Genomic DNA, 18768 nt, shown 5'->3' with positions numbered 1-18768 from the left:
TACTCGTTTTAAGGGGTCTGTTCACTGCATAGTTCATTATTGTTTTTTAAATTAGAAAACTAGTTGTGACTATATTGTTATCAGAGGTTGGTAAATAAAAGATATTGAGCTTGAAGCGAAAACTTTTTATTTTGAATATGGCAGCTCGTGCATGGAAACTCTTGCTCGAAATATCACATAAGTTTTCTTGGACAATTTGCCAACTAAAACCATATTGGTATTGTAGCCAGCGGCAATAATTGCTCCATGGGTATAGAGGTAATTGCATCAATGCACAAAACTTATCAATCAAGCACTTCCAAAATTCACCAATTTCAGAGCGATTGTCGCAAATCATCAGAAAAGAAATAGACGGATTGGTGATAAAAGAAGAATCGCCATTCATTCTTAAAAAAATTGCACCGAGAGATTCGGCCTTTACCGCCGGTTCATGTTCTTGCATGATCTGGCTATTTGGGAAAATGGAACAATGCCATTCCACGGCAGCTTTGGTATTTTCTTTAAAGCATACAGCGGGTAAATAGAGTGAGTCATTATTGTGCTCTATATATCAATATCAGCAAATAATGTAGCTTTCTACACATATAACTCAAGTAAGTTTATGCAGTGTAATTGTATAAAATTTATTCAATAAAATTAAAAAAAGCAGCCTATACGAAGGCATTTTTTTAATTTTGAGCACTTGCCAGAATAAGTTTGCTTATGGCTATAAACTTCAGCCTGATTTTAATCACTCTGGCTTAATTTAAGCAGGTTTGCATACGTACTTTCATGTCTAAAGCTTGTTGTACAATAAAGCTTTTCATCCAATTGAATTGTTGTCCCATTGGATTGGTTTTTAGTGCCGTATTTAGAAAATCCAACTTGGGCTGATTGAACAGTTGGCTTTCCATTGCTTCTTTAAATTGTGCACTATTGGCTGCAAGTGGAAGAATGATCAAATAGAAGGCTTTAGGATAGTTATAAAAGGCATAAAGCAAGTTAAACGCTTTTTGATCGGCCTTTAAATTTCTTGCACCAATTTCATAACTTCGGTCCTGATTGCTGTGGGTGGCACCAATCAAAAAATCAAACTTATTATCCAAAAGTCGTAGACCAAACTGTAGCCCGATTTGGTCAGCAGTAAGCCCATGTTGAACAAAATTATTCAAGACGGAGCCATCCTCATTTAAGTCTTCTTGAAGCACCAGTAAATGCGGATTGTATTGATAGATATAGCCGGCGAGTTGTGCATGTTCGAGGTTGGATTTAATCGTGTCGATTGTAAGGTCTAGCGTAGGCATAATTCAAAAGAACAGAGGAGATGGGAGAGTCTGGATACTGTATGAAATTTATAAGCCGAATAAAATATATGTTTGAAATGAAATAGCGATTAGCTTAGATTTTATATATTTTAAGGTTGGGTTGTTGTAGCTGTGATGTCTGGATAAAATAATAGAACAGCAGTTAAGTGAATTATTAATAAAAACTTATAGTCGTTATTAGTTAAGCTCTATATGATAAATATGCATATTAATATAATAAAACAAGCAATAGTTGGGATAACTAAATCTTTATAATGAATATATATATTTTTAAAAGTGTAAATAAGTACACGTTGATCTGAGCTGGTGTTGTCAATGTCCATAAATGAGGAAAGACTTACTCATCTTAAACAGCTTGAAGCTGAGAGTATTCACATTATCCGTGAAGTGGCTGCCGAATTTGAAAATCCGGTCATGTTGTATTCCATTGGTAAAGATTCTGCAGTCATGCTGCATCTTGCCTTAAAGGCATTTTATCCCGCAAAACTCCCATTCCCACTACTGCATGTAGACACGGGCTGGAAGTTCAAAGATATGATCACATTCCGCGACAACATGGCCAAAACCCATGGTTTCGATTTGATCGTGCATCAAAATAAAGAAGGTAAAGACGCTGGGATCAACCCGTTTGATCACGGTAGCTCTAAATATACCGACATCATGAAAACCCAAGGCTTAAAACAGGCTTTGGATAAATACAAGTTCGATGCTGCTTTTGGTGGCGCGCGCCGTGACGAAGAAAAATCACGTGCCAAAGAGCGTGTATATTCTTTCCGTGATACCAAGCACCGTTGGGATCCTAAAAACCAGCGTCCTGAACTTTGGAACCTTTACAACGGTAAAGTGAACAAAGGCGAAAGTATTCGTGTATTCCCCTTATCAAACTGGACTGAGCTTGATATCTGGCAATACATCTATTTGGAAAGCATTCCATTAGTACCGCTTTATTTGGCTGCAGAACGTCCTGTAGTTGAACGTAGTGGCACACTGATTATGGTTGATGATGAACGTATGCCTTTATTCGAGGGCGAAGTTCCACAAATGAAATCGGTACGTTTCCGTACTTTAGGGTGTTACCCATTAACGGGTGCGGTTGAATCGACTGCCAACACCTTGCCGGAAATTATCCAGGAAATGCTTTTAGCCACAAGCTCTGAACGTCAAGGTCGTATGATTGACCATGATGAAGCAGGTTCGATGGAAAAGAAAAAGCAGGAAGGTTACTTCTAAGAATCTAGAATCTCTCCCGACCTTTCTCTAATAAAGAAAGGAAGAAATTCCCTTTTTCATAAAGAGGAATTTAGGGAGATTAAAGAGATTCTAAACAACCGATTTCTAATGAATTTGTGGAGTTTGAGCGATGTCTCATCAATCAGAATTGATTAGCCAGGATATCTTGGCATATTTAAAACAGCATGAAAATAAAGATCTGCTACGTTTCCTGACTTGCGGTAACGTGGATGATGGTAAAAGTACCTTAATTGGTCGTCTGCTTTATGATTCAAAATTGATCTATGAAGATCAATTGCAAGCCGTAACCCGCGACTCTAAAAAAGTCGGTACAACTGGCGATGCACCTGACTTGGCACTCCTTGTAGATGGTTTGCAAGCTGAACGTGAGCAGGGCATTACCATTGATGTAGCGTATCGTTATTTCTCTACCGAAAAGCGTAAGTTCATCATTGCCGATACTCCGGGACATGAGCAATACACCCGTAACATGGCGACAGGTGCTTCAACTTGTGACCTTGCGATTATTTTGATTGATGCGCGTTACGGTGTACAAACGCAAACGCGCCGTCATACTTATATTGCAAGCTTGCTCGGTATTAAGAACATTATTGTTGCGATCAATAAAATGGACTTGGTTGAATTCTCTGAAGCGCGCTTCAATGAAATCCAAGCCGACTATGCAAACTTCGTAAGCCAATTGGGCGACCGTAAGCCAACTAACATCATCTTTACCCCTATTTCTGCATTGAATGGCGATAACGTGGTGAACAAGTCTGAACATACACCTTGGTATACTGGTCAAACCTTGATGGGTTCACTTGAATCTGTTCAGATTAACCGTGATACCGCAAAACGTGATTTCCGTTTCCCGGTGCAGTATGTCAACCGTCCTAACCTCAACTTCCGTGGTTTCGCAGGCACGATTGCGCTTGGTGAAATCAGCGTAGGCGATAAAGTTGTTGCGTTGCCATCGGGTAAATCTTCAACGGTTAAAGAAATCGTTACTTTTGATGGCAACCTTGAACACGCATTTGCAGGTCAAGCGGTGACATTAACGTTGAACGATGAAATTGACGTATCACGCGGCAATATGTTGATTCGTGCGGATCAGGGTATTCCTGCCATTTCACGTTCTGTTAAAGCAACTGTGGTTTGGATGGCGGATCAGCCGCTTGTACTTGGCAAGTTGTATAACATCAAAATTGGTACACAAACTGTTCCTGCAAAAGTGACTGGCATTAACTTCCGTACCAATGTGAACACACTTGAACAGATGCACGTGGATCACCTTGAGCTGAATGCGATTGCCAATGTTACGGTTGAATTTGATGCGCCAGTGGTATTTGACCGCTATCAGGACAGCCGTTACACCGGTTCGTTTATCTTCATTGATCGTTTGAATAATGTCACGATTGGTGCGGGGATGGTGGAAGACACGGTTGAATGGTCTGCTCATACCAACCCTGTAACAGCGGAAGATCGTGCGGCACGTTTAGGTCAAAAACCTGCGTCAATTACTGTATCTGCTAAAGCATTGGAAAATGCTCAAGTGCTTGAAAACTTGTTGCTTCAACAAGGCATCGTAGCGATTGCGAAAGCTGACCTTGATGCTACTCAAGTTGCACTTCTTCGTGAAACGGGTATTGCGGTCATTACCACTGTTGCAGAAGCGACAGATGTAAGCTTCACGCAAGAATCCGTTGAAGAATTGGCTGAGAAAATTGTGGAATTGGTTCGTCTATAAGACTGAGCTGATTTGAAAGAAGACCCGCTGAAAGGCGGGTTTTTTATTATAAAGAACGATATGATTGTGTTCTTCTTTTCTCTCGTGTAATGGGAGTTTCATGAAACCTTTGATCAAGTGCATCCGCTAAATCACGTACGTCTTCATTCTTATTAATTATAAATTTTCCATTTTGGAAATTAATATGACTGAGATATTGTTGGACATTATTAATAAATTGAGCTTGTTCAATAGCAGAAAATGAATTAAAACGCGTTTGGACAGCGTTAATTTTTTTTCTTACAGGAGTTGAAACTTTTTTGATATCAAATCCTGTGGCTGTGTTAAAAATAGTTGAATTTACAAAGTTGCTAACTTCAACTTCTGTAGCTTCTTTAAATTGCTGATCGATTCCTCTGAAGATGTCTGTCAATTTGGAGATATCTCTAAAATATAATTTTTCTACAGATTCATCATAAATCGCATCTGGTATTTCATTAATCAAAATAATCGGATCAACTGAAATATTGGGTTGATCATTTAAACCTGTCCAATTTAAGCGCGGTTTCTTAATAAGCATTGAATTAGGCACTTTTTGATAAAAAGTGCGTCCATTTACTTTATCAATTAATGATAGAAAACGGATGGAAGTATATTCGTCGGACGAAATTTGAACCCAATCATTACTATTTGCATTTAAGCAATCTGTAATGGGATTTTTGATATTTTTGGAAAGTAATGAATCTAAAAAGAACCATTGATCTTCCTCTAAAGAAGAATTAGGGGAGTAGGAGAGAGCATGTTGTAAGTCTAGATTACGATACTCAGCAAAGACGGAAATTTCTTGCTGATATAATACTTTTTTAATCGACTTTCCTACTTTACCAAGTAATATATCCATTAGTGTAAATAAACTCCTATTTAAAATTGAATATATGTATATTCGTTGATTTTTTTGACAGTAATTGAATTGGTTAAATCTTGCTTTTTAAGATCATTAATATTTTTAATATCGTACTTTATAATTAGTAGTATTTTCAAACCTTTAGTGTTTGTGATGTGATAGAACTTATAGCCTAAGACTAAAAGAATAGGGTTAAAGAAAGCTGATCTAGAAAAATATAATAAAGTCGCTATTACAATAAAAATTATAAAAAATGCTTTGAATGTACTAATGCTTATAGCAACTAATATATAGCTTAAATAAATTGGTAAAAAATACTCATTGGCAGGTTCAATATTGGTAATAGAATTTGTAGAAATTGAATCAGTTGCTCCAGTTTTTCCAAGTAAAATGGAGATTTTTCCGATGAAAAGGCAAACGAAAAAGATAAAAAAATAAATCAAAATCGACATAAAAAATTGATTGTCGTACATTGAACTTATGCAGAAATCAGAAAAGTGATTAATTTTGAGTGCAAACCATAAATGAGTTGAATTTAGCCATAGATCTTCGTGGCTTATTAAAAAAATAAGTATAGATAGTAGAAGCGAGCTGATTATCAGCAGAAGTTTGGCAATCATTTTGAATTACCACAGTAATTTTTTGATAAGTATATATAATTTTTCTTATAAGATTAAAGAGTTATAGGTTTTTAGCGACATAATTTGTCGTAAATACAAAATTTGACTTTAAAAATAATAATAGAAATATTAAGATATATCTTAATTAATCTTAAGGTGTGTCTTTGCTATGCCAAAATCAGACCTGATTGCAGACATCGAAAGCATACCTACACCACGTAAACGTCTGTTTGAAGCACGGCATATGAAGCTGTTGGTGCTTCATCTTGTTTCTCATGCACCTAAGTTTAGCTACGATATTATCAAAGAAGTGGGTGATATTGTCGGCTGTGGATATACACCTAGCACAGGTACAATCTATCCAACACTAAACTATCTAGAAGAGCATCAATATATCGGCTCAGAAATCACTGCGTCTGACCGTAAGCAATATAGTGTTACATCTGAAGGGATAGAGCATCTAGAAGCAGAACAAGCCACTGTAGAGAAAATCCTGTGCCGTTTCGATACGCGCAAGCAAATCCATAACAATGAACAGTATTTAGATATCAAGCGGGCGATGGAAAATCTCAAAACTGCGCTTCGAATTAAGATCCAGCATAGTGGACTTAATCCAGAACAAATTAGACAAATTGCAGAAAAGATTGATCAAGCAGCAGTCAATATTGCACGTTTATAATCTACATTAAAATTCTAAATCTATAGGCAATAAAATGAAAAATCTCGCCAAGTTTCACCCTAAACATATGGTATGGCTGATGCCTCTGTTTTTATCTGGCATCATGAGTGGCGCAATTTCTTGTTTTAACATGATTATAAATAAAGGTTTTGGGGATGGATTCTTTGCCTTGTGGCTGCATGCATGGAGTTTATCGTGGCTGATGGCATTTCCACTGATTCTCATGGTTCTGCCTTTGGTTCGTCGTTTCCTTATGCTATTTATGGCTAAACCAAATTAAACCGGCATCTTGGGGTATTTCTCCAGATGATGCTAGGCTCTCAGATATAAGCAGGAGTTGGCTTCAAAGCGCAGACGAACTATGTTGAAATAAATCGCAGATAGATAAATAGTTAATAAATTGAAAGGGAATAATCATGTCACAAACCAATATGCAGCAAGTCATTATCACGGAACCGGGCGGGGTGGATAAACTTGCCTATGAAACTGTTGAACTACCAATAGCCAAAGCAGATGAAGTTTTGGTGAAAGTCCATGCTTTCGGTATTAACCGCCCAGACATCTTGCAACGTCAAGGTTTGTATCCAATGCCTAAAGGTGTAACCCCAGTTCTTGGTCTGGAAGTTGCAGGTATTGTCGAAGCTATAGGCAGCAATGTTACCAAATTCAAAGTTGGAGACAAGGTTTGTGGTTTAACCAATGGTGGTGGCTATGCAGAGTATTGTGTGGTTCCGGAAAGCCAAACTTTGACTATTCCGGCAGGCGTAAGCTTTACACAAGCGGCTGCTATTCCTGAAACCTTCTTTACCGTGTGGGCCAACGTGTTTGAAATGGGTAAAGCAAAAGCCGGCGAAACCGTATTAATTCATGGCGGTACAAGCGGGATTGGTACGACTGCCTTGATGTTGTGTAAATCACTCGGTATCAAAACTTTTGCAACTGCCGGCTCGGATGACAAAGTTGACGCAATTTCCCATTTGACCACAGGTATTAACTATAAGACTCAAGACTTTGAACAAGTGATTAATGAGCAAACTGACAATAGCGGTGTGGATGTCATTTTAGATATGGTCGGTGCGCCATACTTGGAACGTAATCTGAATTTGTTACGCCGTGATGGACGTCTGGTGTATATCGCATTCTTGGGTGGGCGCAAAGCCAAAGAGATCAATCTTGGTCCAATCATGATGAAGCGTTTGACCATTACCGGCTCAACCATGCGTGCGCGTAGCACTGCTGAAAAAGCGGAAATTACGCAAGGCTTGCAAGAAACCGTTGCGCCATTATGGGCAAAAGGTGAATGTTTACCCATGATCTATAAAACATTTCAGTTTGATCAGATTCAAGATGCGCATGCCGCTATGGATACTGGTGAGCATGTAGGGAAGATTGTGGTGGAAATCATCTAACTATTCCACCTTTAAATAAAGAAAAGCCAACACTTGTTGGCTTTTCTTTCGCGTAAAATAAAACAAGTAATTTAAATTAATTTATTGAAAATAGTAAATAATTTTTAAAAATAAGCAAAAGTGTCGAACATTTGACACAACCTGTCAAAACTGAGGAGTAAATTGGTACTTAAGTTAAATCTGACCAAATTGTTTGGTTTTGATTGAATATTCACGAAATAAAGGGAATATATGATGAAAATATTATCAGCTCCATATACCCATGCTCACAGTTTCCGTGCCTTAAAACGCCTGCATAAAGCCATTATTCGTAATCAGATATTACATTCCGATCTGCATAAGCTTTATCAAGCCATGCTTCATTTGGAACGTTATGTAGAACGCCTAAACCGTAAACGTTATAAAAAACCGTCCAGCGCTTGACGTTAAATCCTGAGTTAAAGTCACTCTCTTCTATTAGCCTTAAGTAGAATTAAATATTTGAAATATTATTTTTATTAGTCGGTATAATTTTTTCATAATTTAAAAATTTTGAGCATTTTATGCAGTGTGCTGTAAAAGTACAAAGAGGGGATTTATGAAGGTTAATCCTTCAACGCATGAGCGCCTTGCGGAACGGTTGGCATGTATTTTAACTAAATTAAATGTAGGACATCAGTTAAGCGTACAGGAGCTGGCGCGTGAGTTTCAGGTTAGTAATCGGACCATTGATCGTGATTTTGACCGGCTAAATTCCTATCTTCCTTTAATGCAGGATGCGAAAACAAAAAAATTCTATCTAGAGTCTTCTTATCTGGGTCGTTTCCAATTACAGGATATTAAAAATTTTGCCCAGTTGTCTGGAATTAATGAGCTTTATCCGTCTTTGGATATCTCCTTTCTAAGAGAGCTATTTGCTGATCGCGCCAATCTGGTCTTCTCTGCCAAAGGCTACAACTTTGAAGATGCGACGCAGTATGCTGAACACTTTAAGGTGCTGACGGGAAGTATTCAAAAAAGACAGCAAATTGCCTTGTTTTACAGGGATCAAATGCGGGTTGTAAAACCGTATCGATTAATTCATCACATGGGTAACTGGTATTTGGCGGCTGTACGCAAGCAGGAGCTGCGTGTTTACCGTCTGGGTCGTATTGATAAAATTCTTTCTAGCCATCGGCTTGTACAATTCGAACATGATCAGGCTGTGCTGCAGCAATTAAAAGATGAAGATGGGATTTGGTTTCAGCATGAAAAACAGGAAGTGATTTTATCTGTCCATCCAGAAGTAGCAATTTATTTTAAACAACGCAGAATTTTTCCGGAACAGATAATTTTGGATGAATCGGCAACAGGAGAGTTACTGATTAGCTGTCAGATTCGGCATCAGAAAGAGTTAAATCCACTGGTACGTTACTGGATTCCTCATCTGAAAATTGTTAAACCTGAACATTTACAGCAAGAGCTGGACAATAGCTTGCAAGGTTATTTAAAAGGAGCTTAAGCAAAATAACTAAAAATTTAATAGACATAATTCTGGGATAAATTTCAGACATAAAAAAACCAGCATAAAGCTGGATTTTTTATTGCACCATTTTAAGAAGTATTAAAATGGTGCCCGAGGCCAGACTCGAACTGGCACGCTTTGTGGGCGGGGGATTTTAAATCCCCTGTGTCTACCGATTTCACCACTCGGGCATTTTACAAGATTGGAGGCGGAGGTCGGAATCGAACCGGCGTACACGGAGTTGCAGTCCGCTGCATGACCACTCTGCCACCCCGCCATCTCTTGGTGATGCACATATTAGCAATCTTTGAAAAAAAAACAATACTATAAATAGTGTATATGCACATAAAATCGGCATATAGAATAAAATTGGCTAAATAATCATGTATTATTTGCAAAATTGATTCATATCAACACTTGGAGATGTGCCGTGGCATTAGTTTTAGATGGTCGTGCATTGGCGAAGCAAATTGAAGCAGACTTGTTAACTCGCGTTGAAGCGTTAAAAGCGAAAACAAATCGTACCCCCATTCTTGCGACTATTTTGGTAGGTGATGATGGTGCATCTGCAACTTATGTACGGATGAAAGGCAATGCTTGCCGCCGTGTGGGTATGGATTCATTAAAAGTTGAATTGGGCACAGAAACCACGACGGAACAGCTTTTGGCTGAAATTGAAAAACTCAATGCCAATCCGGATGTTCACGGTATTTTGTTGCAACACCCGGTACCAGAACAAATTGATGAACGTGCATGTTTCGATGCGATCTCTCTAGCAAAAGATGTTGACGGTGTCACTTGCCTTGGCTTTGGCCGTATGGCAATGGGCGAAGCAGCGTATGGTTCTGCAACACCCGCAGGCATCATGACTATTTTGAAAGAAAACAACATTGAAATTGCAGGTAAACATGCAGTCGTTGTTGGCCGTTCTGCAATTTTGGGTAAACCGATGGCAGCAATGCTGCTTCAAGCCAATGCGACCGTGACGATTTGCCATTCACGTACACAAAATTTAGCTGACTTTGTTAAACAAGCAGATATCATTGTGGGTGCGGTAGGTAAAGCGGAATTGATCCAAAAAGACTGGATTAAACAAGGTGCCGTGGTTGTAGATGCAGGTTTCCATCCACGTGACGGCGGTGGTGTCGGTGATATCCAACTTGCAGGTATTGAAGAAATTGCTTCTGCGTACACGCCTGTTCCAGGTGGTGTCGGTCCAATGACCATTACCACTTTGATTCGTCAAACGGTTGAAGCTGCTGAAAAAGCTTTAGGTTAATACCTTATTACATTTGAATAAAAGCTATGTGAATTTGAAATTTGCATGGCTTTTATTTTATATGAAGGTTAATAATCATCAACATGATGATGTCTTTTCATTATAAATTTAGTTGTTTGGAATCACCTTCGGTTCGACCTACTTTTGTTTCGGCAAAAGTAGGCAAAACTATTGTCATCCAAAAAAACTCGTCAAATAATATGAGAAAATTATTTATCGCAGAAACATTATCTTTTATATAGCATCATGTCTCGGACAGTTGTACATAAAGACGGCACGTATGGTATCAAGGGTTAAAGACTTATTCTGCTTTAACAAAGGTTAAATTTTTAATGAGCTGTACATTGCAATTTTCTAAAGCACCTGAAAATCTTATCTATGCCTTGCATGAGGTGATTCCCGGTTGTGAACTGATGGCGCAGCAATTGCCTGAAACGCCAATTTCACTGTGGCTGATTCCACCGGTATTTCCTACTGATCGTTTAGATGATGAGGTGATTCGTCGCATCTGGAACAATACACCGTATTGGATTTTTTGTTGGGCATCCGGGCTTGCGATGGCGCAGTGGCTGCTTGCAGAGCCGCATCATGTCAAAGATAAGGTTGTACTCGACTTTGGTGCAGGATCTGGTGTAGTGGCGATTGCAGCGAAAATGGCAGGGGCTAAACGTGTGATTTGTTGTGATATTGATAAGGTCAGTTTAGATGCTTGTCGTGCCAATGCAGAATTGAATGGTATAGAGCTGAAATATCTGGATGACTTGTATAAGGCAGAGCAGGTTGATGTACTATTAGCCGCTGATGTTTTATATGATCAATGCAACCGTTTTTTCTTGGATGAGTTTTTAAAATTTGCACCCGAGGTTTGGGTGGCGGATAGCCGCGTGAAAAACTTCAGTCATCCAAACTATCAAAAACTAGATGAACGCAGTGCCACGACTTGGCCTGATTTGGATGAATCTAAAGAATTTCGGAATGTGAGTTTTTACAAGACGCTGTAAACAGCGTCTTTTTATTTAACACAGCCTTTAAGTCGATTAAGAACAGATATAACGAACCACACTTAATGTACTTGGACGAGCCTCTAAAGCTTGGCGAGTTGCCATGTCTTCACTGTTATACAAATCTGGCGTATTGCTTAAGCTTACACTAGTGCGACTTTGACCCAGTTGACGACCATATTGTGGAGTCTGTATTGCTGGATTGGCAATTTCATTTATGCTTAAAATATCTATTTTGTATTGTTTGTTTAAGCCCAATACTTTTTGACAAGCACGTTGTAATTTTATCTCATCTACTTGCTGGTTTTTGCGACCTGCCAAAGTATAGACCAAAGTTGCCGAGTTAGATGACTTGCTCTCAACTTGATAACCTACATTACCATTGTATTGAAGCGGTGTGCTTTGACACGCAGCAAGTCCAAGCGCCATAAAAGCTAAGCCAAGCAATTTATAGGTATTGTTCATCTTCAAAAGTTCCAAGCGTTTTTATTGTATTGAGTATGCCATAAGCCTGCTTTTTTAACGATGTAATCAAGGTGTTTATCCAATAAAAAAGCTTTCCAATTATGACAAGGTGGAAAGCTTTTTTAGATGACTGTTTAACTAAATTCGCTGGACTGAGTCGTCGCTAATCATGCTGTGTTTTTTGGTATCTTTCATGAATAGCTAGGTAATGAGTGACAAGCCAATCATGAAGAAAATAGAGTAGAAGAAGTGGTTTTTATAACCTGCATTTTTCAAGTTAAGCGCAATAAGTTCTGCTGTACCGCCAAATAAAGTATTGGCAATGCCATACGCTAAAGTCACACTCAATGCATGAATGTGTGCAGGGAAGAGTTCAGCTTTAATAACCGCATTAATTGCAGGGTAGCCCGTTATAATGAGCATGCCACTCATACAAAGCATGAATGCGGTGGTTGGATGAGTGGCAGATCCCATGCCATTCAACTAAATGACTTGCAGCGCTACCAAGGATAGATTTGAAACGAGTTTTCTATCAAGTTGCAGAGCGGCAACCTGAGCAAATGATTCTGTTAGAACAATTAATTTTCCAAAAAATGTTGGCAAAATACATCCTTTTAAGTTTTTCTAGACCAACAAATTTAAAAACATATATTTTGTTGTAAGAGATGGAAGTAAATTTTTACAGGTGCGTTATACCCTTATATTTCGCTTTTTCATTTAACTGTAGTCTGGACATTGTTTTTATTTTGACCGTTTAGTAAGTCTAACTGATTATTGTTATTCAATAGAACAGTAAATAAAAAGCCTCTGAGAGAGGCTTTAAAAAATAACGGGGAATTAGTGTTCTTTAATTTCTGAATGGTGTTTGGTGTCTTTCATAAAGATATAAACAATCAATGAGATAAAAATTAAGATGGTGACATAAATAAAGTACCAAGATTCATGTCCAGCTTCTTTGAAACTCAGTGCAAAAAACTCTGCTGTTCCGCCAAAGAGCGTATTGGCAAGTGCATAGGGAAATGCGACGCCTAATGCACGAATATGTGCAGGGAACATTTCAGCTTTTACTACAGCATTGATTGAAGTGTAACCTGTAACAATGATCAGGCCGACTAAACAGATCCAGAATGCAGACCAGTAGTCTTGAGTCTGTCCGAGTCTGTCAAATAAGAAATAGGTAAATAGAACGCCCAATACCCCAAAGGCAATCATGATTGGCTTACGTCCGATTTTATCGGATAAGGCTCCGGCAAAAGGTTGTAAACACATGAAAATAAACAGCGCCAGAGTGGTGATTTGCGTGGCTTCAGGTTTGCTAAATCCCGAGGTGTTGACTAAATATTTTTGCAGATAAGTGGTGTAGGTATAGAAGGCCACCGTACCACCTGCAGTTAAAAACAACACAGTAAATGCCTGTCTAGGATAATGTTTGAACAGTGCAAACATACTCGATTCAGGCTGATTCTTATCTTTTTGTGCATTTTTAAACGATTGGGTCTCGAGGAGTCCACGTCGAATATAGAAAACGACTATGGCCAAGCAAGCACCGATAAAGAATGGAATTCGCCAACCCCAGTCATGCAGTTGTTCTTCAGTCAGTACCAACTGCAAAATAAGCAGAACGCAGAGTGCAGTAAGTTGACCGGCAATGAGAGTGACATACTGGAAACTGGAAAAGAAACCGCGTCGGTTTCGTTCCGCCATTTCACTTAAATAAGTGGCACTGGCACCATATTCTCCACCGACACTTAAGCCCTGTATAAGGCGGGCAACCACAAGAATAATGGGCGAAAACACCCCGATTTGGTCATGTGTTGGGGAGATCGCAATCATGAGGGAGCCAATGCACATTAGGGTTACAGAAAGGGTGAGCCCTGATTTACGTCCTTTTTTATCCGAATAAATCCCCATGATCCAGGCACCAATTGGGCGCATTAAAAAGCCTACTGCGAAAATGGCGGCAGCTTGAAGCAATTGTGCTGTTTGACTGCCTTTGGGAAAGAAGGCATGCGCAAAATATAAGGTAAATGCGGCATAAACATACCAGTCATACCACTCGACCAAGTTACCGGCTGAACCACCCAGAATGGATTTGACCCGTGTTTTGGTATCTAGATTTACTTGAGCAACGTTATCTTCAATCATTTGTCCAAATCCATTTTGTTATTATTTTTAGATGTTAAACCTATTGTTTTAACGATATAAGCATACGAGTTTTTAGTTCTGTATGAAAAATGTTCGAATTTAAGTCTCTGAAAGTGAAGTAGTTGAAGGGGAGAGTAAGGTGAAGGATCTATATGCATGGTTTATTTCTGATATGACAACCCCATTGTTATTTTATATTCCTTTCATTTACCCGTAATTTCCAAGTGTCATTTCAGCTTAAATGGTGGTAAGTTTCCTAGAATAACAAGCAATTTAAGTAAGTCAGCTGTTTTGACAAGATTAGAGGAGGTGGGCATGCAAATGAGTCAGCCGGTCTATGATGTGGTAGTGGTGGGCGGAGGCATCAATGGTGTCGGCATTGCAGTCGACGCTGTTGGGCGAGGGCTATCTGTATTTTTATGTGAAAAGGATGATTTAGCCAGTCACACTTCCTCTGCGAGCAGTAAGCTTATTCACGGTGGTTTGCGTTATCTTGAACATAAAGAGTTTCGTTTGGTTCATGAAGCACTGATTGAACGTGAAGTCTTATTGGCCAAAGCCCCGCATATTATCCGTCCTTTGCGTTTTATCATGCCTCATCAGCCACATTTACGCCCTGCCTGGCTCATTCGGACGGGGCTATTTATATATGATCATTTGGGAAAACGAGAAAAATTAGCAGGCTCAAAGCATATTCATTTTGATCCAGCAACCAGCCCTTTAAAACAAGAAATAACCCAAGGTTTTGAGTATTCAGACTGTGCTGTAGATGATGCACGTTTGGTGGTTTTAAATGCGATGCAAGCCCATGAGATGGGGGCGCATATTGTCACAAAAACGCGATGTACATCTGCATACCGTGAAAATGGGCTGTGGGTGATTCATTTGGAAAATGCCCAAGGCACTTATCAGGTTCAAGCCAAAGTATTGGTGAATGCTGCTGGACCGTGGGTTGCACAATTTATTCAACAGAACTTAAAACAAAAATCACCGTATGGGCTTCGACTGATTCAAGGTAGCCATATTATTGTGCCAAGAATTTATGAAGGGGAGAAAGCTTTTATTCTTCAGAATGATGATCAGCGAATTGTTTTTGCAATCCCGTACTTGGATCAATACACCTTGATTGGGACCACGGATCATGAATATGATGGCGATCTAGATCAGGTCAAGATTACCCAGTCTGAAATTGATTATTTGCTGGATGTTTATAATGATCATTTTAAGCATCAGCTCGGTCCTGAAGATATTTTATGGACCTATTCAGGGGTACGGTCTTTATGTGATGATGAGTCTGATAATCCATCAGCAATCACTCGTGACTATACTTTGGCGATATCTCAAGACCCACAAAATGATACGCCGTTACTTTCAGTGTTTGGTGGGAAACTGACGACCTACCGAAAGCTGGCTGAATCTGCAATGGCACATTTGCAACCTTTCTTTCCTTCAATGAAAAAGTCATGGACTGAAAAAGCGTTGTTACCTGGTGCAGAAAACCTGATTTCGATTGAGCTTTTAATGCAGCAGATTATGCAAAGTGTCGAAGATGTGCCATTCCAGTTGGCTTCGCGTTGGGCGCATGCCTATGGTTTACGGGTATGGCAGTTTTTAAAGGATGTTTCAACGACCGATGAACTGGGTGAAGACTTTGGACACGGCTTATTCGCCAAAGAAGTTGATTATCTTGTAGATCAAGAGTGGGCCAGAACCAGTCAAGATGTTTTATGGCGCAGAAGTAAACTTGGTTTCCAATTTACAGAGCATGAGATTCAATTATTGGATCACTATCTTGCGAAATTGCATCTTAAAAGATCGCAAGATACTGCAGCTTAAGTTGTTAGACATGCAATAAAGACCACTGAGTGGTCTTTTTATTTGAAGCAAATTCTAGTAATAATCTTAAATCAAATTTTGAATTTAGCTTTTGATTTATCTTTCTGTTTAAATTTCAATGCCGTCATGCAGTGCAGTTCACAGGGGTATTCCATTGAACTACTGTACTAAAAACCACTGGCCTTATCCTACCCCAAGGCCAGAAACCCAATTTTTGGCTTGCGTATTATAATTGATGACCACGTTGTAACCGACCTGGTGTGTGCGCTCGACTCAGCGCAAATATAGCTCATCTACATTGCCCTAAATACCTTTGCCAACTGTACTTCACTTTTTGATCTGAAAATTGGCTTGAGTCATACCCCCCTTTGATTGCACAGGTGTAAAGAGCTGACTGCTCTAAACCATAGCTAGGTTAGATCAACCGAACAGGCAAGCTGTTAAAGAGGACAATGTTTTAATATGAAATTTTATCTTTATAGTTTTTATGAAATTATTTGCGGTTATATTAATAGAAAAAAAAGGCCACCGAAGTGACCTTTTATTCATTAATTCAAGAGATTAAGCAGATTTTACCGCTTCTAAAAGCTCGTTTTGACGTGCTTTAAGCGCAGCAGGTAAACGTTCACCTAGTTTAGTGAACAATTCAGTGTGACTTTCCAATTCTTTGATCCATTGATCTTTGTCTTGCGCTGTAACAGTTTCGAACTGCTCTTTAGAGAAGTCGATCCCTGTCCAGTTCAATTGCTCATAAGTAGGAACCAAGCCGATTGGTGTTTCAGTCGCTTCAGCGCGGCCTTCACAACGATCAATCATCCACTCAAGAACACGCATGTTTTGACCGAAACCAGGCCATACGAAGTTGCCTTCAGCATCACGGCGGAACCAGTTTACGTTAAAGATTTTAGGAAGTTTGTTGCCCGCAGCTTCCGCTTTAACAGCGACTTGTTCACCCAACTCTAACCAGTGAGAGAAGTAGTCAGCCATGTTGTAACCAGCAAATGGAAGCATCGCAAACGGATCGCGACGAACAATACCTTGTTGACCAACAGCAGCAGCAGTGGTTTCAGAACCCATAGTTGCAGCTTTATAAACGCCATCAACCCAGTCGAATGCTTCAGAAACCAAAGGCACGGTATCTGCACGGCGACCACCGAAGATGAACGCAGAGATTGGCACACCAGCTGGATTTTCCCAGTCGGCATCAATAGAAGGGCATTGACCTGCAGCAACAGTGAAGCGAGCATTTGGATGCGCAGCTTTTTCACCAGCAACGTGTGGTTGGCCTTTCCAGTTAGTCAGGTTCGCAGGTGCTTCTTTAGTCAGACCTTCCCACCAAACTTCACCGTTTTCAGTCACAGCAACGTTGGTATAGATTACATCTTTAGTCAATGTGGCCATACAGTTCGGGTTGGTTTTGGTATTTGTACCCGGTGCTACACCGAAGAAACCAGCTTCAGGATTGATTGCATATAAGCGTCCATCTTCACCTGGTTTGATCCAGGCAATATCATCACCTACAGTTTCAATTTTCCAGCCTTCATAGCCCGCTGGTGGAATCAACATTGCAAAGTTGGTTTTACCACAAGCAGAAGGGAATGCAGCTGCGATATAGTGTTTTTCACCCTGTGGATTAGTCACGCCAAGGATGAGCATATGTTCAGCTAACCAGCCTTGTTGACGACCCATAGAAGATGCGATACGTAAAGCCAGGCATTTTTTACCCAACAATGCATTACCGCCGTAACCCGAACCGTAAGACCAGATTTCACGAGTTTCTGGGTAGTGCACGATGTATTTTTCAGGGTTGCAAGGCCATGCAACGTCTTTTTGATCTTGTTCTAGCGGAGCACCTACAGTGTGTACGCAAGGAACGTATTCGCCATCAGTCCCAAGAACGTCATAAACAGCTTTACCCATGCGAGCCATTTTAGACATGCTTACAGCAACGTAAGGAGAATCAGTGAGTTCAATACCAATGTGTGCAATATGACTGCCTAAAGGACCCATAGAGAAAGGTACGACATATAAAGTACGACCTTTCATTGAGCCATCAAATAAACCGCTTAAACGCTTACGCATTTCAGCAGGCTCTTCCCAGTTGTTTGTCGCGCCTGCATCTTCTTGTTTTTCTGAGCAGATATATGTACGACCTTCAACACGAGCAACGTCAGAAGGATCAGAATTAGCTAAGTAAGAACCAGGATGCTTTTCTTGGTTAAGCTCTTGCATAGTGCCGTTAGCGATCATCAAGTCGATATAACGTTGATATTCTTCTGCGCTACCGTCACACCATTCAATTTTCGCTGGCTTCGTTAATTTTGCAATTTCTTCAACCCATGCAATAAGCTTAGGGTGTCGAACGAATTCTGGTGCGTTCACTTGGGTCATGGTGAGGCCTATCTCATATGTGTACAGTTTGAATGTACAAAGTACAATCCAAGCAATGGGATACACCGCCTGGATGGAAATATAAAAAAAAGTGGCTGTATTAAAGCATAAAATCATAAAAAAAATAAGACTAAAGAGGTATGTGAAATAGGCGAAGAGATAAGGTTTATTATATTTTTAATTTATTTAAAACAATAACTTATATTTTTTAAATAAGATTTGAAACAGTATTTTTTTATGTTATGAAGGTTATTTATTTAAATTATTTACTTTAAAAACAGTATGTTATTGATATT

17 protein-coding genes, 2 tRNA genes and 1 pseudogene are annotated in these 18768 nt (G+C 39.4%); 10 read left to right on the top strand and 10 right to left on the bottom strand.

The window, feature by feature from the left end:
- Positions 1 to 46: 46 nt before the first annotated feature.
- Both E0H80_RS01605 and E0H80_RS01600 read right to left on the bottom strand, forming a co-directional pair.
- Positions 47 to 547, bottom strand: coding sequence for a VOC family protein (locus tag E0H80_RS01605; protein ID WP_131362541.1), 501 nt, complete (start codon positions 545 to 547; stop codon positions 47 to 49).
- Positions 548 to 740: 193 nt separating this feature from the next.
- A complete protein-coding gene (locus E0H80_RS01600) occupies positions 741 to 1283 on the bottom strand; it encodes a hypothetical protein (protein WP_131362539.1) in 543 nt (180 codons plus the stop codon).
- Positions 1284 to 1625: 342 nt separating this feature from the next.
- Between E0H80_RS01600 and cysD the strand changes: the two genes are divergently transcribed.
- Entirely contained in the window at positions 1626 to 2534 is a 909-nt protein-coding gene (gene cysD, locus E0H80_RS01595) for a sulfate adenylyltransferase subunit CysD (RefSeq protein WP_171255343.1), read from the top strand.
- A gap of 130 nt (positions 2535 to 2664) precedes the next feature.
- Positions 2665 to 4281 (top strand): sulfate adenylyltransferase subunit CysN, encoded by a 1617-nt coding sequence (cysN, locus tag E0H80_RS01590; RefSeq protein ID WP_131362537.1) that lies wholly within the window; start codon positions 2665 to 2667, stop codon positions 4279 to 4281.
- A gap of 46 nt (positions 4282 to 4327) precedes the next feature.
- Here cysN and E0H80_RS01585 read toward each other — a convergent pair whose 3' ends face one another.
- Both E0H80_RS01585 and E0H80_RS01580 read right to left on the bottom strand, forming a co-directional pair.
- Positions 4328 to 5161: a hypothetical protein gene (locus tag E0H80_RS01585; RefSeq protein WP_131362535.1), complete on the bottom strand. Its 834-nt coding sequence runs from the start codon at positions 5159 to 5161 to the stop codon at positions 4328 to 4330.
- A 20-nt stretch (positions 5162 to 5181) separates the two neighbouring features.
- Positions 5182 to 5637, bottom strand: a complete 456-nt coding sequence (locus E0H80_RS01580) for a hypothetical protein (protein ID WP_131362533.1) — start codon at positions 5635 to 5637, stop codon at positions 5182 to 5184.
- 316 nt (positions 5638 to 5953) lie between these two features.
- Between E0H80_RS01580 and E0H80_RS01575 the strand changes: the two genes are divergently transcribed.
- The 5 genes from E0H80_RS01575 to E0H80_RS01555 all read left to right on the top strand — a co-directional run bounded on the left by E0H80_RS01575 (position 5954) and on the right by E0H80_RS01555 (position 9352).
- Positions 5954 to 6463 carry a PadR family transcriptional regulator gene (locus E0H80_RS01575; protein ID WP_131362531.1) on the top strand — a complete coding sequence of 170 codons (510 nt, stop codon included), beginning with the start codon at positions 5954 to 5956 and terminating at the stop codon, positions 6461 to 6463.
- A gap of 34 nt (positions 6464 to 6497) precedes the next feature.
- Positions 6498 to 6743: a DUF2798 domain-containing protein gene (locus E0H80_RS01570; protein WP_067863350.1), complete on the top strand. Its 246-nt coding sequence runs from the start codon at positions 6498 to 6500 to the stop codon at positions 6741 to 6743.
- 136 nt (positions 6744 to 6879) lie between these two features.
- Positions 6880 to 7872, top strand: coding sequence for an NAD(P)H-quinone oxidoreductase (locus tag E0H80_RS01565; RefSeq protein WP_131362529.1), 993 nt, complete (start codon positions 6880 to 6882; stop codon positions 7870 to 7872).
- Between the two features lie 234 nt (positions 7873 to 8106).
- Positions 8107 to 8295, top strand: coding sequence for a hypothetical protein (locus tag E0H80_RS01560; RefSeq protein WP_131362527.1), 189 nt, complete (start codon positions 8107 to 8109; stop codon positions 8293 to 8295).
- A gap of 154 nt (positions 8296 to 8449) precedes the next feature.
- Positions 8450 to 9352 (top strand): helix-turn-helix transcriptional regulator, encoded by a 903-nt coding sequence (locus E0H80_RS01555; RefSeq protein ID WP_131362525.1) that lies wholly within the window; start codon positions 8450 to 8452, stop codon positions 9350 to 9352.
- A 108-nt stretch (positions 9353 to 9460) separates the two neighbouring features.
- Here the strand turns inward: E0H80_RS01555 and E0H80_RS01550 are convergent.
- Together E0H80_RS01550 and E0H80_RS01545 are read right to left on the bottom strand one after the other, a co-directional pair.
- Positions 9461 to 9546, bottom strand: a tRNA-Leu gene (locus E0H80_RS01550).
- Positions 9547 to 9558: 12 nt separating this feature from the next.
- A tRNA-Cys gene (locus tag E0H80_RS01545) sits at positions 9559 to 9632 on the bottom strand.
- 153 nt (positions 9633 to 9785) lie between these two features.
- On the opposite strand from E0H80_RS01545, the gene folD reads away from it, so the two are divergent.
- Both folD and E0H80_RS01535 read left to right on the top strand, forming a co-directional pair.
- On the top strand, positions 9786 to 10634 hold the full coding sequence (gene folD / locus E0H80_RS01540; RefSeq protein ID WP_131362524.1) for a bifunctional methylenetetrahydrofolate dehydrogenase/methenyltetrahydrofolate cyclohydrolase FolD: 849 nt from the start codon (positions 9786 to 9788) through the stop codon (positions 10632 to 10634).
- Between the two features lie 332 nt (positions 10635 to 10966).
- Entirely contained in the window at positions 10967 to 11635 is a 669-nt protein-coding gene (locus tag E0H80_RS01535) for a class I SAM-dependent methyltransferase (RefSeq protein ID WP_131362523.1), read from the top strand.
- 36 nt (positions 11636 to 11671) lie between these two features.
- Here the strand turns inward: E0H80_RS01535 and E0H80_RS01530 are convergent, their stop codons facing one another.
- The 3 genes and pseudogenes from E0H80_RS01530 to E0H80_RS01520 all read right to left on the bottom strand — a co-directional run bounded on the left by E0H80_RS01530 (position 11672) and on the right by E0H80_RS01520 (position 14245).
- Entirely contained in the window at positions 11672 to 12100 is a 429-nt protein-coding gene (locus tag E0H80_RS01530; RefSeq protein ID WP_131362522.1) for a hypothetical protein, read from the bottom strand.
- Positions 12101 to 12301: 201 nt separating this feature from the next.
- Positions 12302 to 12580, bottom strand: a pseudogene (locus tag E0H80_RS01525) (alpha-ketoglutarate permease); the annotation flags it as partial.
- Positions 12581 to 12937: 357 nt separating this feature from the next.
- Positions 12938 to 14245: an MFS transporter gene (locus E0H80_RS01520; protein WP_131362520.1), complete on the bottom strand. Its 1308-nt coding sequence runs from the start codon at positions 14243 to 14245 to the stop codon at positions 12938 to 12940.
- Positions 14246 to 14560: 315 nt separating this feature from the next.
- On the opposite strand from E0H80_RS01520, the gene glpD reads away from it, so the two are divergent.
- Positions 14561 to 16081: a glycerol-3-phosphate dehydrogenase gene (glpD, locus tag E0H80_RS01515; RefSeq protein ID WP_131362518.1), complete on the top strand. Its 1521-nt coding sequence runs from the start codon at positions 14561 to 14563 to the stop codon at positions 16079 to 16081.
- A gap of 561 nt (positions 16082 to 16642) precedes the next feature.
- On the opposite strand, the gene E0H80_RS01505 is transcribed toward glpD, so the two are convergent.
- Positions 16643 to 18472 carry a phosphoenolpyruvate carboxykinase (GTP) gene (locus E0H80_RS01505; protein ID WP_131362516.1) on the bottom strand — a complete coding sequence of 610 codons (1830 nt, stop codon included), beginning with the start codon at positions 18470 to 18472 and terminating at the stop codon, positions 16643 to 16645.
- Positions 18473 to 18768: the final 296 nt, after the last annotated feature.

Source organism: Acinetobacter sp. ANC 4779, from assembly GCF_004331055.1.
Lineage (GTDB): Bacteria > Pseudomonadota > Gammaproteobacteria > Pseudomonadales > Moraxellaceae > Acinetobacter.
The sequence above is the reverse complement of the archived record's forward strand: the minus strand, read 5'-3'. Positions and strand labels throughout refer to the sequence as shown.